Source organism: Metabacillus crassostreae (genome assembly GCF_016908395.1).
GTDB classification, from domain to species: Bacteria; Bacillota; Bacilli; order Bacillales; family Bacillaceae; genus Metabacillus; species Metabacillus crassostreae.
In genome coordinates this window covers 537,393-553,420 of the sequence record NZ_JAFBDU010000002.1, presented here as the reverse complement: position 1 = coordinate 553,420, position 16,028 = coordinate 537,393, and the positions used below count along the sequence as shown (strand labels likewise).

Genomic DNA, 16,028 nt, shown 5'->3' with positions numbered 1-16,028 from the left:
GTTTAGCATTTTTCATTTACGTTTAGACAAAACAGTAGCAACATTTAATCCACTAATAACGACCATAGGTGAGCCTCCACCAGGATGTGTACTGCCTCCTACAAATGATAAATTACTAATATCTCTTGAAAAATTGCTCGGCCTTAAGAATGCATCTAGCTTATTATTACTAGAAAGCCCGTACAACGCTCCTCTATATGCACCAAACTTCTCAGCGATATATTGTGGAGTGATGATTTTTTCATGTACTAAATGCTTTCGTATTGATAAACCTTTATCCTCTAAAAGCTGATATATTCTCTTTTTATATTCCTCAGAATCTATTCCGAGCTTACCATCTTTTTGTAACGGAGGAGCGTTTACTAAAATAAACAAATTGTCTCCATCAGGAGATTGCGTCTTATCCGTATAAGAGCTATTACTAATATAAATCGTAGGATTATCACTATATCTATGGTGAGTAAATAGATCCTTGAATTCTTGTTGATAATCATTAGAAAAATACACGTTATGATGAAGCAATTGGTCATTGCGTACATTTAATCCAGCCAGTATTACAAATGCGGAAATGGATGGTTGATAACGATCACGTTTTTTTGTTGTAAAGTGTGGACGATTCGCCTCATTTACTAATTCAGGATAAGCTTTTAACAAATCAGCATTCATAATTACTTCATCTGGTAAATAGTTTTCACGATTCTCAAATTCGATATGTTTCACTTTTTTATTTTCAACATGAATATTGGTCACCTTTGTATTCAGATGAATGTTTACATTTAGTTTTTTAGCAAGCTGCTCATATGCTTGAGCAAGCTGAACGTTTCCACCTTTGATATAGTAAACACCTTGAACAAGCTCCAAATAAGCAATCAAGCTAAAAGTTGCAGGACTCACATATGGAGATGAGCCGATATATGTTGCATAACGAGAAAATGCTTCAATGACTTCCTTCGTTTGAAAATACCGTGAAAAGAAATGATGTAAAGATTCATTAGGCCTAACCTGCAGCAATGCCATCCCTAGCTTTGGAGCTAAGTAATCACTTAGGTTTTCAAAGGTTTTAAAAAAGAAGTGTTTCTCAGATAAGTTGTAAAGTCTTGTGATCTCCTTAATAAAAGAATCAAATTGAGTTCTGCCATATGAATCTAATTGTTCTAGCTGTTTTTTCATATATACGAAATCATTTGTAAAATCAAATTCTGTTCCATTAGAAAAGATATTTCTTGTATGGATCGGTAATTTTATAAATTGGATATAATCTTCAGCCTTTTCTCCAGCGATCTCAAAAACCTGTTTGAAAATATGTGGCATTGTGATGGTGTTAGGTCCAAAATCAAATTTATGTGTACCAAGTTCATACGGCATTAATTTACCACCACAATGATTATTTTTCTCGAATATGTCTACTTGATACCCTTGAGAAGCTAATGATATCGCAGCCGTTAATCCACCAAGACCTGCACCTATTATCGCGATTTTCTTCATATTATTCTCAGTCCTTATTTAGAGAATTGCTCGAAATGAATCTCTATGTTCATCTACAACATTTTGTTTCAATGAATCTAGCTGTTTAGTGAAAAGCTGCTCAAGTGAAGAATTTCTTTCTTTACGAGAAGAGCCATTAAGTGAGTGATAATAAATTGGATCACCAACTTTAATGTATATTTCCTGTTTTTTTGTGTGTCCAAAGCTATAATAGAAGGCTATTGGGATAAGTGGGATTTCTTGATTTTTTTCCATTATGGCAATAGTGCCTGGTAAAAATGACAAAGGTCTTTTTTCTAAATGAAACTCATCACCTTGAGGAAAAAGACCAACTGATTTGCCTTCTTTTAAAAGAGTACCACTATAGTTTAGTGCTTTCACAATACCCTTTAGACTCAGTCGATTTACTGAGAATGCTCCTAATTTTCCGAAGAAAGGGTAGTCCTTTAATCCTTTTTCATGCATCATTACAAACAAATCATGCTTTAGAGCATGACGATTTAAATGAAATAAAACAAGTGCGTCCCACCAAGAGCTATGATTTATTGTGAAAATTGCTTGAGAAGGTAATGGTTGATCTAACTGGAGATAAATATCCTTAAAGTATCTTTTTAAAAGCTGGCGATTATAAATACTAAATACAGCTTCAAACCAAGCCTTCTTATTTGCTTCAATCATTAAAAATCCTCATTTCATATCAGTCAAATAAGTGATGACGATTTCTTAAATAAGTAAAGATTGTGATCAGAGAGAAAAACCCTGTTATAAAAACAGCTAGCCATAGCCCATTGAAGAGTGAAAGTAATAAAAACATTGCTAATACGAGAAAAAAGACAGTCACAATACGGGAGTGCCAAATAGTGATAGTTCGTTTCGCTTTAAGAGATAGTATGTAAATCACAGAATGCAGAATAAAAGCGACAATAAACCAGCCGATAAAATTAGACATGGGGATGTTGTAGTAAAAGCTTTCTGCGTTCCATACCCAATAGTTTTTCACTACATATGCTACAGGATCTATAACAAGATCAATTAAAACAGCAAGTAGAGAAGCGATAATAGTGTAAGGTATAAACTGTTGTTTTTTTGTTATCACCGATGAAATGGCGTGTGAACCAGCTATTACCATTAGCCATGCAAATCCAATGGCAATTGGAACTCCAATGAGTTTTGGACCAAAATCACTTGTATAATAGTAATCTCCAAAAAGAAGTCCATACTCAACACCGATATGTTCAGCAAAAATCGAAAAGAAAACAATAATTAGACTTAAGCTCAAACCTAAATTAAGACCAAATGACTTAATAAAATAAATGCCACCGATTAAGCCTGAGAGAATTAAAAATACGACGTTAGCCCATTCAAGAGCAGGTGGAATAAGATCAAAGGTTAAAAGAATAATTCCAACAAAATACCAAATGAGAAACAGCTTAAATGTTAATTCATCAATCTTCAAATCAAACCCTCATTTCTATCCAAGATTATAGTAGATTGCACATTGTTTGTACAATAATAGTATGCTTTGTCCTAGTTTAAGATGCAGAGGAAGTTAGCATAATATGATTCTAAAGATAATTTGGTTAACTTTAACAACCTTTTAAAGAAGAGGCTTAATTAAAACATTGATTTTTTGAAAATCGTAAAAAAAGGCTGGTACATAATTATAGAAATCATACAAAAAGACGAATAAATCTAATTTCTGCTAAGCTGAAAGAAACAAGTTCGTTCCATTGCGCTGCAGACACTCGCTTTCCACGGGGAGGAAGCTAAGCCTCCTCAGCTACGCTTGTGGGGTCTCAGCCTTTCCTCTATTCCCGTAGGAGTCGAGTGCCTTCCGCTCCATTCCACTAGTTCTTAAAAATAGTATACAAAATCAAAAATCTATGAAGACAGCAAATAAAACCCGAACTATTAGGCGAATGATTAATTGGAATATCACCTAATAATTCGGGTTTATCATTAACTTAAATACTTATGTCCCAGCTTCTATAGCTTATATAAATTAATTTGCGGCAGCTCTTGTAATGAATTGTTTTGATTCCCAAGCTCGTGATTTCCATCTATGAAGCATTACGATACCTCTTAACCACTCATCCGTAATAAAGGCAATCCACACACCAACAAGACCTAGCTCAAAATGAATGCCAAGGATGTAGGCAATTGGAACAGCTACTCCCCACATTGAAACAATGGCCATATAGGTAGGGAAGCGAATATCACCAACTGCTCGTAAGGAGCTAATGATGATCATATTAAACGCTCTACCAGGCTCGAGTATGATTGTTAATAGAATGAGGATACCACCGGTTTTGAGAATATCTTCATTATTTGTGAAGATACCAAGTAATGTATCCGAGAAAATTGAGAAGATAATCGCCATAATAGTTGAAATGGCTACACCAGCATATAAGCTTTGTAAGCAACGCTTATATGCTCCTTCATAATCTTTAGCACCAATTAAATATCCGATTAAGATTTGGGTGCCCTGACTAACAGCAAGGCTAAACAATAAAATCAACATCATTAAATTTTGTGTATATATTTTTGTTGTTAATGCCTCTGTTCCTATCATTGTTATAAAAACAGTAATAATCATTTGTGAAGTATTATAGGAAAATTGCTCACCAGCTGTTGGAACCCCGATGCGTAGTAAGTTTTTTAGGTGATGAACAGGAAGTGCAAAGATTTCTTTTATATTAATTGTAAAATGTACTCGTTGTTTTAGTATATACAAAATAACAACTAATCCAATAATTCTTGAAACGACAGTTGAGATGGCAACACCTTGAACACCTAATATCGGAAATCCAAAGGGACCAAAAATGAAAAAGTAGTTTCCGATAATATTCAAAATGTTCATGCCAATTGTTAAATACATGGTGTCTTTCGTGTAACCATAACTTTTAAGAATAGCACCAGCTGTCATAATTAAAGCCTGAACAAATGAAAACCCTCCTACTAGCTTTAGATAGAAGGTTGCTTCTGCTAAAAGCTCTTCTGGAATATTCATTAAGTGCAGAATATCTTCACTTGCGATATAAATAATCACACTGATTAATAATCCGATTAATAGATTTGCAGATATAGAGACAGAAGAGATATCTTTTGCATCTTTATATTGTTTTGCACCTAAATATTGGGCCACTAAAATGGTAGTTCCTGTTGCAATAAAACCGAACATAACAATCAGCAAAAATAATATTTGATTTGAAACACCAACAGCAGCTACAGACTGATCTGAATATTGACTAAGCATAAGTGTATCTGCATTACCCATTAACATATGGAGTAGTACTTCAATAAATATTGGCCATGTAAGCGCAAATAATGTTATTTTCCGATCTTGTTTTGTTAACGACATGATGATCAACTCCCTTTATTAAACGTCAACAATCCTTATTTAGTTTACAGAGATTGTTGTATAATAGAAAGAGAGGAAATCGATAACTTTTGGAAAAATACGACTACAGGGATGGATCTTTTATGTCATATCTTGAATTTAATACACCACCTTTTCCAACTTTAATTACAGAAGGATATGCTGTTTTTGAAAAGGGAACAAAGCATTTTCGTCGTGTGTTTTCTGTGTTTGATTTAATTTACGTAAAAACAGGGGAGCTATATCTGACAGAAGACGAAAAGAGTTTCACTGTTACGAAAGGGCAATATATTATTTTAGTTCCAGGATTTGAACATTACGGACATAAGGGCAGTCCTGTGAAAACAGAGTATTATTGGTTTCATTTTCTTATTCCAACTGATTATGACCTTGTTGAAAAGGGACTTGAAAATTGGGGAGATATTCATATCGTTCAAGGTGATCATGTGAAGCCTCCTTTATATAAATTAAGAATTCCATGTTACGGGGAAATTGAACATAATCATTTTGTAGAAAATATATTTGAAAACATTTTAGGTATAGATCACCAAGCTCCTGATTATCAGCTAAGACAGCAATTATATTTTCAGGAATTTCTTTTACATTTACAAAAAGAAGCATGTAAGATACCAACAGCAGCAGAAAAAGTAGTTGAATTAACAGTAGCATATATTCAAAATCATTATAAAACAGAAGTGAAAATGGAGGACATTTCAAAAAATCTTCATTTTCACCCAGATTATATTACGCGCTGTATGCAAAAAATAACTGGAATAACTCCAAATTTATATTTAAATAAATTTAGAATGAATCAAGCGAAGAAATTGTTAGCCACAACAAATAACAAGATCGCGAATATCTCTAAGGAAGTTGGAATAGAGGATTCTACTTATTTTTCAAAGCTTTTTAAAAGGTTGGAGGGAATGAGTCCTATAGAATATCGAAAGGTTATTAACAGGCGTCAAGGAAGAGATTGAAGATTTTTTCATATTAATTGTTACAAAGAGATCTTTACTTAAATGAATAGTTCAAAATTTGTTGGTGACCTTGGTTTACAGTATTTATTTTTTTATGCTAAATGAAATACCATTTTTACTCTAGTAGTAATAAAAAAAATGTTCCATTTCGCTCCAAACACTAGAATTCCCGGGGAGGAAGTCGAGTCTCATCTGCTTCGCCTATAAGATCTCGACCTTTCCTCTACACCCGCAGGAGTTAAGTGTTTTACGCTTCATTTCCATTATAAAGTTGGTAAAAAAACGATATCAAGTTAATTTGATTAATATTTACCATTAATGCCTGTATCTAAGTAAATGTTAAGTTTCACAGGGATGCCTTATTAACAAAAACGAAAAGTCATATGGTTCAAGTGTGACATCGATACTGCTTGAGTTTGCAGCAAACTCCTCTGACTTCCAGAGATCAAGAATCGTTTTATTTTTTATATCAATAGGAAGTGAGATTGATTGCTTTTCGGCACTTTTGTTCATTACAACAAGTAGAAGTTGATTCTTTGTTTTTCTGCTATAACAAAGATAATTTGTATTTGCATCTGTAGCTAGTAATTTGAAATCTCCTTCATTGGCCATGATAGGGTATTTTTTTCTAAGATGAATTAATTTCTTCATAAATGTGAGCATTTCTTGATCTTGGCCTTCTTTCTCCCAAACCATACACTTTCTACAGCCTGGATCTTGGTCACCAGTTAAGCCAATTTCATCACCATAATAGATTGAGGGAGATCCTAAAAAGCTAAATTGAAAGGCTTTTATTAACTTTACTCTTTTTTTATTCATTTGAGCTATGTTGATAATTCTAGGTGTATCATGACTACCAACTATATTAAAAAGCATTTCATATTGAGGCTTTGGATATTGATGCATGTATGACTGAAGCTCATCTCCGAATTGTTTCGCATTGATCTCATCATAAGCAAAGAAGCGGTGAAGCATATTTGTTAGAGGATAATTCATCACAGAATCAAATTGCTCCCCTTCAAGCCATGGTAGCGCATCATGCCACACCTCTCCTACAAGAAAAACATCTTTCTTAACAGATTTAACAGCTTGTCGAAATTCTCTCCAAAATTGATGATCAATTTCATTGGCAACATCCAATCTCCAGCCATCAATATTAAATTCTTTTATCCAATATTGTCCAACATCTATTAAATACTGTTTCACTTCAGGATTTGTCGTATTTAATTTTGGCATCGACTTTTCAAAAGAAAATGTTTCATAGTGAAGCTCTCTCATTTGATTCTCAGTAAAATGGAACCAATCCTTATAAGGTGATCCATTACGATTCAAAATAGCATCTTGAAATGGTGGGAAGTTCTCTCCACAATGATTAAATACAGCATCAAGCATAATTCTGATTCCTTTTTTATGGCATTCTTCCACGAGTTTTTTAAAGGTTTGTTTATCTCCAAACTGAGGATCGATTTCGAAATAATCAATTGTGTCGTATTTATGATTTGAATTTGCCTTAAATATTGGTGTAAAGTAAATCCCTGTTATTCCAAGATCTACTAAATAATCAAGCTTTTTGAGCACACCCTTTAAATCACCACCAAATATTGTGGCTACTGTAGGTTCAGTACTATTCCAAGGTAAAGTTGCGACTGGATCATTTGTTGTTGTGCCATTTGAAAAACGATCAGGAAAAATTTGATACCATACTGTTTCCTTCACCCAATTTGGTGCTGTGAAGCTGTCTGATTTATGATAAAAGGGAAAACAAAAATATGCAGAAAAATCATCATGTACAAAATCACAGAATCCTTTTTCCGTAAAAAATAATTTTTCTTCATTATGTATTAATTCAAAAGCGTATCTTAGACGTTTTTGAGGTGGTTGGATACGAACAAGCCAATAATCCAAAAGCTCATCATGGCCACTAATCTTCATACTAACAGAAGTTTTTACCCATCTATTATCAACAAATTGAAAAGGATCACCATAAAAAAGAGTAACAGAATTTAAATCCAAATGCTTTGTCCGAAGCATAATTTGAACTGTTCCATCATGACAAGAATAGGCAAATTGATTTTTAGGGCGATGATAAATAGCTTCCTTTAACATATTTACTCCTTTTCCAACTAATATTTTGTACTACTAAGCTTTTTCATAAGAAGATGATGATATTCATATTATTGGTGAAAACTAATTCATTATCAATTAACAAAAAGATAGCTGATTAACAATAAAAAAATTGACGTTTTATAGGAGAAAGAGATACTCTAAAAAAGCAGATATTTAAATCGGAAATCATAGGAGGAACATACACATCTATGTATAAGAACGTAATAAAATTATTAGCTATTTCGTTTTTGCTTTTCAACTCATCTATACATGTAAATGCTGAGGGAACACTTGAAGAAGCCTGGCAAAATGAACTTGTTTATTTTATTGAGGTAGATCGTTTTAATAATGGAGATCCACAAAATGATGGAGCTGAATTTAATCCTGAAGATCCTTTAGCATATCATGGTGGTGATTTTGAAGGGATTGTAAGAAAGCTTGAATATATAAAAAAAATGGGATTTTCCACAATTGTGTTGTCATCGATTTTTCTTCAAGAAGGTAACAACATTGCTCAAAATATAGACGAGCATTATGGGACAAAAGAGGAACTGCAGAACCTAGTGTCTCAGTCACATAAGTTAGATATTAATGTGTTACTAGAACTAGATTTAAATACTGGTTCGCCGTTCACTGCTGAAGATCAAGCGCAGTTAATTGACTCAGGGGCAAGCTGGATAACGGATGTTGATATTGATGGGTATTTTATTAATTATCCAGATGTTATATCAGCGGACTTTTGGAAGGATTTTAATGAAGGTCTAGTAGATAATTATTTAGTTGGTACTTTACAAGAGTATGATGATTCCAAAGCAACTCGTTATATTGAAGCAGGATTTGATTCGATATTAAATGCACCTTTCCAAGAAGCTGCTTCACTTGCATTTGCTAATGTTGACAATAACATTGAACCAGCATCAAGTGTTGTTGAAGAAGCTCCTGAAAATTTAACAAACTTTCTAGATAGCCATAATACTGTTCGATTTACACGATATTCAATCGAGAATAATCAGCATCCTGGTAATCGATTTAAAATTGCATACTCTTACATGTACACCTTACCGGGAACACCATTTGTGTATTATGGTTCTGAAATTGCTGTAGATGGAGGAGAACCTCCTTTAAATCGTCCATTAATGAACTTTCAATCAGATGAAGAACTAATTGACTACATGGGCAAATTAGCGAAAGTCAGAAATAATTTTCCACCATTAACAAAAGGTGATTATCAGCTTTTATATGAAAAAGATGGAATGATCATTTTTAAACGTAGTTATCAAGAAGATTCAGTTATTGTTGCTATTAATAATTCCTCTAAGACACAAAAAGTGATCATCCCAGCAAATGAAATCGCTGAAGATAAGAAGCTACAAGGCTTGTTAACTGGAGATGTGTTTCAAGAAGAAAATGGTAACTATGAATTTATTATTGATCGTGAACTAGCAGAAGTATACGAAATCCAAGAAAAGACAGGGTTAAATATACCTTTTATTAGTGTATTTCTTATTGTTCCGACTTTATTTATTGGCTTTTTAATTTTAGCTAAAAGACGTGGTCAAAAGAAGTGAGATAGGGATATGGTGAAAAATAAGCCGCTTGGATTTTAGAATCCAAAGCGGCTTATTTTTTCATGTTTCTCAAACTTAACTATTTACAATCTTACCACCGTTCACATGAATCATTTGTCCTGACATGTAAGAAGAATCATCGCTTGCTAAAAATACATAAGCAGGTGCAAGCTCTTCAGGTTGTCCAGGGCGCTTCATTGGAGTATTGGCTCCAAATGTAGCTACTTGGTCAGGCGGGAAGGTTGATGGAATAAGTGGTGTCCAGATTGGACCTGGTGCAACTCCGTTTACACGAATTCCTTTTCCAGCAAGTGAAAGAGCAAGAGATCTAGTGAAGGTTGTGATTGCGCCTTTTGTTGCTGAATAGTCTAATAGTTGTTCATTTCCAGCATAAGCTGTAACAGATGATGTGTTAACTATAGTACTACCTTTCTTTAAGTGAGGTAGTGCTGCTTTTGTTAAATAAAAGAATGAAAAGATATTTGTTCTAAATGTTCTTTCTAGCTGCTCACTTGTAATATCTTCAATACCTTTTTGAGGATGCTGTTCAGCTGCATTGTTTACTAAAATATCAAGACTTCCAAAGGTATCAACTGTTTTAGAAACAATGTCTTGGCACACTTTTTCATCACCGATATCACCAGGAATTAATAAACACTTCTGTCCTTGTTTTTCAACATGCTTTTTTGTTTCTTCCGCATCTTTCTCTTCATCTAAATAAGAAATAACAACATTTGCTCCTTCTTTTGCAAAAAAGACAGCTACAGCTCGTCCAATTCCACTATCTCCACCTGTAATAATCGCTACTTTATTCTTAAGTTTGCCACTACCAGTATATGAAGTATCATCAAATGTGGGTTGTGGATTCATTAAATCCTCATGACCAGGTTGTACATCTTGATGTTGAGCTGGCATTGTTTGTGGTTGATTTTGTTGGTTACTCATTATTGATTCCTCCTCAAATTTTTATTACTGTAAAGTATTATGTGAGAAAAGCTCTGAAAGTATGTTTATAGGATTGGTATTGATATTCCCACTTTGGTTTGTTAATAAACAGATTTGTACCAGAGAATGATATTTTCACGTGGTTTAGTAATAATAGAGGAGGGATGATAATAAAAAACAGCCCTGAACTTTCTTGTTCAGGGCTGTTCATCTTCTCTATGAAGTCTTACATAACATTGAAGTATTTTGCGTCAGGATGGGCAACAACAATTGCTGTTACTGATGCTTCAGGAGACATCATAAATCCTTCTGTTAATTCAATACCAATATCTTCTGGTCTTAATAAATTAAATAATTTTTCTTGATCTTCTAGGTCAGGACAAGCCGGATATCCAAATGAGTATCTTTGACCTTGATATTTTGCAGAAAAACGTTGATCCATTGTAAAATCAGGTGCATCAGGGAAGCCCCAACGATCACGAATCAACTGATGTGTTCGTTCTGCCAAACCTTCAGCTAACTCTAATGCAAAGGCTTGAACAGCATGACTTTTTAAATAGTCACCTTGCTCTTTAAATCCTTGTGCAAGCTCACGTATTTCACTACCAGCAGTAACAGCAAACATAGCAACATAATCAAAGCCTTCAGACTGCTTAGGACGAACATAGTCTGAAATACAGCGATATGGTAATTTATCCTGTCTTGGAAAATCGAATGTTTGTAAAATAACATCTGTGTTGTTTGGATCTAAAATATGGAGTTTATTTTCTTCACTATAAGATGGGAAAAATTGATACGTAGCCGCTGGCTTGAACCATTTATTTTTTGCTCCATCTTTTAAAAGCTCTTGAATAAGCTCATATAGCTCCATTGTTTTAGGATCCTTCTTTTTAATGAGTTCTTTAATTTTTCCTTTTAACCCAAGATGATGACCAATTAACATTTGCATATTCACGTAAGGGATAATTTGCGTTAATTCAATGTTTCTCAGAATATGACGCTTAGTATCATTCGGCTGGAAAATTGGCGCATCTGTTAGTTGACCTCGTTTTTCTAATAAATCAGTAACTGCCTTTGATTGTGGTGCTTTGGTCTTTGCTTCTTCTGTCACAGCAGCTTCATCATGAATAGCAAATGACTCTGGTGATGTACGTAACTGATTTGCTAGAGATAAGCCGTCCATTGCGTCTTTTGCATAAACAACAGGACCTTTATATTGTGGAGCAATTTTCATTCTTGTGAATTTTCGCGAAAGAGCTGCTCCACCAACTAAAATTGGAAGGTTGCAGTTTGCATCCTGTAAATCTTTAGCCGTTATAACCATTTGCTGTGCCGATTTTACTAATAAACCGGAAAGCCCGATAAGGTCTGGATTTTCGTCTTTAACAGCTTGAATCAATGTTTGTGGAGTAACTTTTATACCAAGATCAATAACTTTAAAGCCATTATTACTTAGAATAATGTCTACAAGGTTTTTCCCGATATCATGTACATCACCCTTTACTGTTGCTAAAAGGATTTTGCCCTTACCACTATCATCTTTCTTTTCCATAAATTGCTCAAGATATGACACAGATGCTTTCATGACCTCTGCACTTTGAAGAACTTCTGCTACAATAAGCTGGTTCTCGTTAAATAAAACACCAACCTCGGCCATTCCAGTCATAAGTGGTCCGTTTATAATATCTAATGGAGCTTCGAATTTTTTTAGAGCTAGTTCTAGATCAGGAAGAAGACCTTCTTTTGTGCCTTCAATAATGTATTGAGCAAGTCTTTCTTCAAGCGGAAGATTTTTAACAGGCTTTTTATCTTCTTTTTTCTTACCACGATAAAAGTTTGTAAAAGTGGCAAGCGATTCGTCTGTTGTTTTAAATAACAGTTTTTCTGCCATTTCAATTTCTTCTTTTGGGATCGAAGCAAAACGTTCTAATTTTTCAGTGTTAACAATCGCATAATCAAGACCTGCTTGCGTACAGTGATAAAGGTAAACTGCATTTAAAACCTCACGACCAACAGGTGGAAGGCCAAAAGAAACATTACTAACACCTAATATTGTTAAACACTCTGGTAAGTGTTCTTTTATTAATTGAATGCCACGAACTGTTTCATTTGCAGATCCAATATATTGCTCATCCCCTGTACCTACAGGGAACACAAGAGGATCAAAAATAAGGTCACTAGCTTTTAGTCCATGTTTCTTAACTAGTAGATCATGTGAGCGAATGGCAACCTCAAGCTTCTTTTCCGCTGTTAATGCCATACCAATTTCATCAATAGTTCCAACAACTAATGATCCTCCATATTTCTTAACAAGAGGGACAATTGCATCAAAACGTTCTTCACCATCTTCAAGGTTGATCGAGTTGATGATGGCCTTTCCTTGTGAATATTTTAATGCTCTTTCAATTACAAGCTCATCAGTTGAATCAATAACAAGAGGAGCTTTTACTTTTTTCACAACCTCAGGAATAAATGCTTCCATATCCTCTAGCTCATCTCGGTCTGGATCTGCTAAGCAAATATCAATAACATGTGCACCGTTTTTTACTTGTGCTCTGGCAATTTCAGATGCTTCTTCAAATTTACCTTCAGCAATTAATCTCTTAAATTTACGTGAGCCAATAACGTTTGTTCGTTCACCAACAAATAATGGACGCATTCCCTCTTCATACAACAGGGCATCGATTCCAGAAACTGTATGTCCACTTGATACTTCCTCCATTTTTCGAGGTGATATTGTAGCAACAGCTTCAGTTAATGCTTTAATATGCTCTGGTGTTGTACCACAGCAGCCGCCAATTAAATTAAGCCAGCCTTGTTTTGCAAAGGCAACTAATTTTTTCGCAAGTGAATCGGGTGATTCATGATAGTTTCCTTCTTCATCAGGTAAACCTGCATTAGGGTAGCAGCTTACCGCTGTATTTGCTAAGCCAGATAATGTACGAATATGGTCAGTCATAAATTCTGGACCTGTTGCACAGTTTAGACCAACAGAAAGAGGCTTCATATGTTCAAGTGAAACATAAAATGCTTCAATATCCTGACCAGCCAATGTTGTACCCATTGGCTCAATCGTACCTGAGATCATTAATGGAAGTTCCTTACCTGTCGTTTCAAAGGCTTTTTTAATGCCTAGAAACCCAGCTTTAACATTCAACATATCTTGACTTGTTTCAAGAAGTAATAAATCTGCTCCACCAATAATTAAGCCTCTTGCTTGTTCTTCATAGTTATCTATCAAAATATCAAATGTTGTTCCACCAGTAACAGAAAGTGTTTTTGTAGTAGGACCCATTGCTCCGGCTACATATCTTGGCTTTTCTGGTGTTGAATATTTTAGTGCTGCTCTTTTAGCAATTTGAGCAGATTCGATATTTAACTCTAATGCCATTGGCCCGAGATCATATTCATCTAGAACAATACTAGTTGCACCAAATGTATTAGTGGATATAATGTCAGAGCCAGCTTCTAAATATGCTTCATGGATAGATTCGATAACATTAGGGGCTGTACGTGTTAAATATTCATTACACCCTTCATAATCTTCTCCATCAAAGTCTTCTGCTGTAAGGTCTGCAGCTTGAATCATTGTCCCCATTGCTCCATCGAGTACAAGGATTCTTTTTTCTAGTTCTTTTTTGATGCTACACATGTGTAATCTTCCTCTCAGCACGCTGTTTTTCCTTTTCATGGATGTAATTTGTTAATTCCACTGTAAGGTCATATTGTAAAAATGGTGTTATTAAATAAATACCATTAAATAAATCAAAAGCCGTGTCAATTAAATCTTTTGCAATAGCTAAACCTTCTAGACGAGCTTGCTCTTTGTCTGTTCCAGCAGCAGCCATTGTTTCGCGAATAGACTCAGATAATTTGATTCCAGGTATTTCATTATGAATAAATTCAGCATTACGACTTGATGTTAAAGGCATAATACCGATATAAATTGGTGCTTTTAAATTTCTCGTTTCTTCATATACATCAATAATTTGTTGATTCGAATAAAGAGGCTGTGAAATAAAATAATCCGCACCATGAGCAATTTTCTTCTCAAGTCTTACTACAGCTTTATCTAAGTGTCGCACATTAGGATTAAATGCAGCAGCTACAGAAAAATTCGTTTTATCACCTAATGGTTTACCAGAATAGGAGACACCTTCATTAAATTGTTTGATTAAGCTTATTAAGTCAAACGATGAAACATCATATACAGAGGTTGCACCAGGAAAATCACCTATTTTAGATGGATCACCTGTAATTGCTAATACATCTTGCATTCCAAGTGAATGTAAGCCCATTAAGTGGGATTGTAAGCCAATTAGATTACGATCTCGGCATGTAATATGAATTAATGTTCGTGCACCTGTTTTTTCTTTTGCTAGAATTCCAGCTGCCAAATTGCTAACTCGTGGTGATGCTAGAGAGTTATCTGCAAGAGTTAAAGCATCAATTCCAGCATCATGTAATGCTTGTGCACCATCAAGAAATTTAGTCATTCCTAATTTTTTTGGAGGATCTAATTCAACAATTACTGAGCGTTTTTGCTTTACAACATCCTGTAATGGCGGCAGATCATCAGAGTGGTCTGAGGATACAGTGATCACATTATTTGGTACACGTACTTGTTTATCTGTAATAGGAGCAAGATCGGCTACAGCTTCTGACATTGCTTTAATATGGTTAGGTGTAGTTCCACAGCAACCTCCAATTAAACGAACACCTTGCTCTCTGAATTTGAGTGCACTTTCTCTAAAATAACTTTCATCAGATTCATAAACAAGACGACCTTCGTTCATAGCAGGTAAGCTGCTATTTGGGAATACAGAAAGATAGGATTCTGTTGGAATTGGCACTTCTTCTAGTGATTGAATCATGTGATAAGGACCTAAACGACAGTTCAAGCCAACTACATTGGCACCAAGATCTTCTAATGTTAAAAAGCCATCCTTTAAGGAAGTTCCATCCTGTAATACACCGGCTTCATGAAGGGAAACATTTGCAATAATTGGTTTTGTTGTTTCCTTGCGAGCAATTTGAAGGACTGCTTTCATTTCTTCCAAATCATAATAAGTTTCTAGTAAAATCCCATCAACATCTTCATTTAGAAGGATAAAAAGCTGCTCTCTGAAGTTACGTTTGATTTCATCATTTGAGTGAGCACTTTTTTTGAAAGAGCGAACTCCACCAATTGTTCCGAACACGTAAGCTCTGTTAGCTGCTGCTTTTTTTGCAATTGAAACAGCTTGTTTATTAATCTGTCTAATATCATCCTCAAGACCATAACGTGAAAGTTTAATATCATTTGCACCGTACGTATTTGTTTGGATAAGGTCGGCACCAGCAGAAATATATGCTTCATGAACACGTTGAACATCATCAGGCTTTGAGATATTTAATTCTTCGAAACATCGATCAACACCATGAGAATAAAGCATTGTTCCCATAGCGCCATCACCAATCAAAATCTTATTCTTTAAATCTTCCAAAAATTTATTTGCCACTGAAATATCCTCCGATCTATTAATGAATAGATATATAAAATTATTAAAATAAATGGCTTTTACATGT

General features: G+C 34.6%; 10 protein-coding genes. 2 read left to right on the top strand and 8 right to left on the bottom strand.

The annotated features are described in order from the left end of the window. Positions 1–12 precede the first annotated feature (12 nt). From JOC75_RS10275 to JOC75_RS10260, 4 genes are all read right to left on the bottom strand, one after another. Positions 13–1,485 carry a phytoene desaturase family protein gene (locus JOC75_RS10275; RefSeq protein WP_204953956.1) on the bottom strand — a complete coding sequence of 491 codons (1,473 nt, stop codon included), beginning with the start codon at positions 1,483–1,485 and terminating at the stop codon, positions 13–15. An 18-nt stretch (positions 1,486–1,503) separates the two neighbouring features. Continuing rightward, positions 1,504–2,163 (bottom strand): lysophospholipid acyltransferase family protein, encoded by a 660-nt coding sequence (locus JOC75_RS10270; protein WP_204953955.1) that lies wholly within the window; start codon positions 2,161–2,163, stop codon positions 1,504–1,506. A gap of 19 nt (positions 2,164–2,182) precedes the next feature. After that, positions 2,183–2,941 carry a carotenoid biosynthesis protein gene (locus JOC75_RS10265; protein WP_204953954.1) on the bottom strand — a complete coding sequence of 253 codons (759 nt, stop codon included), beginning with the start codon at positions 2,939–2,941 and terminating at the stop codon, positions 2,183–2,185. Between the two features lie 546 nt (positions 2,942–3,487). After that, positions 3,488–4,846, bottom strand: a complete 1,359-nt coding sequence (locus tag JOC75_RS10260) for an MATE family efflux transporter (RefSeq protein WP_204953953.1) — start codon at positions 4,844–4,846, stop codon at positions 3,488–3,490. A 122-nt stretch (positions 4,847–4,968) separates the two neighbouring features. On the opposite strand from JOC75_RS10260, the gene JOC75_RS10255 reads away from it, so the two are divergent. Beyond that, entirely contained in the window at positions 4,969–5,841 is an 873-nt protein-coding gene (locus JOC75_RS10255) for an AraC family transcriptional regulator (RefSeq protein ID WP_204953952.1), read from the top strand. A gap of 339 nt (positions 5,842–6,180) precedes the next feature. Here the strand turns inward: JOC75_RS10255 and JOC75_RS10250 are convergent, their stop codons facing one another. Next, the gene (locus JOC75_RS10250; protein ID WP_204953951.1) at positions 6,181–7,947 is read right to left on the bottom strand and encodes an alpha-glycosidase; all 1,767 of its coding nucleotides are present in this window, start codon (positions 7,945–7,947) and stop codon (positions 6,181–6,183) included. 209 nt (positions 7,948–8,156) lie between these two features. On the opposite strand from JOC75_RS10250, the gene JOC75_RS10245 reads away from it, so the two are divergent. Beyond that, positions 8,157–9,515: an alpha-amylase family glycosyl hydrolase gene (locus tag JOC75_RS10245; protein ID WP_204953950.1), complete on the top strand. Its 1,359-nt coding sequence runs from the start codon at positions 8,157–8,159 to the stop codon at positions 9,513–9,515. 75 nt (positions 9,516–9,590) lie between these two features. Here JOC75_RS10245 and JOC75_RS10240 read toward each other — a convergent pair whose 3' ends face one another. From JOC75_RS10240 to JOC75_RS10230, 3 genes are all read right to left on the bottom strand, one after another. Further along, on the bottom strand, positions 9,591–10,460 hold the full coding sequence (locus JOC75_RS10240; protein WP_204953949.1) for an SDR family oxidoreductase: 870 nt from the start codon (positions 10,458–10,460) through the stop codon (positions 9,591–9,593). A gap of 226 nt (positions 10,461–10,686) precedes the next feature. Further along, positions 10,687–14,112, bottom strand: coding sequence for a methionine synthase (gene metH / locus JOC75_RS10235; RefSeq protein WP_204953948.1), 3,426 nt, complete (start codon positions 14,110–14,112; stop codon positions 10,687–10,689). Continuing rightward, the gene (locus tag JOC75_RS10230; protein WP_239589426.1) at positions 14,105–15,904 is read right to left on the bottom strand and encodes a bifunctional homocysteine S-methyltransferase/methylenetetrahydrofolate reductase; all 1,800 of its coding nucleotides are present in this window, start codon (positions 15,902–15,904) and stop codon (positions 14,105–14,107) included. The genes metH and JOC75_RS10230 overlap by 8 nt, the downstream gene beginning before the upstream one ends. Between the last annotated feature and the right edge of the window lie 124 nt (positions 15,905–16,028).